General features: G+C 54.7%; 1 rRNA gene. It reads right to left on the bottom strand.

Annotated features, from left to right (window positions below):
* A 16S ribosomal RNA gene (locus tag BHE89_RS20725) occupies nucleotides 1-450 on the bottom strand; the annotation flags it as partial.

Raw genomic sequence — 450 nt, 5'->3', positions numbered from 1 at the left:
TAAGGGTATTAACCTTATCACCTTCCTCCCCGCTGAAAGTACTTTACAACCCTAAGGCCTTCTTCATACACGCGGCATGGCTGCATCAGGCTTGCGCCCATTGTGCAATATTCCCCACTGCTGCCTCCCGTAGGAGTCTGGGCCGTGTCTCAGTCCCAGTGTGGCTGATCATCCTCTCAGACCAGCTAGAGATCGTCGCCTAGGTGAGCCATTACCCCACCTACTAGCTAATCCCATATGGGTTCATCCGATAGCGCAAGGTCCGAAGAGCCCCCTGCTTTGGTCCGTAGACGTCATGCGGTATTAGCCACCGTTTCCAGTAGTTATCCCCCTCTATCGGGCAGATCCCCATACATTACTCACCCGTCCGCCGCTCGTCAGCAAGAAAGCAAGCTTTCTCCTGTTACCGCCCGACTTGCATGTGTTAGGCCTGCCGCCAGCGTTCAATCT

This window comes from Shigella sp. FC1967 (assembly GCF_001743005.1).
Taxonomy (GTDB): Bacteria; Pseudomonadota; Gammaproteobacteria; order Enterobacterales; family Enterobacteriaceae; genus Proteus.
Note: the sequence above shows the minus strand (reverse complement) of the source record. Positions and strands in the feature narration are given on the sequence as shown.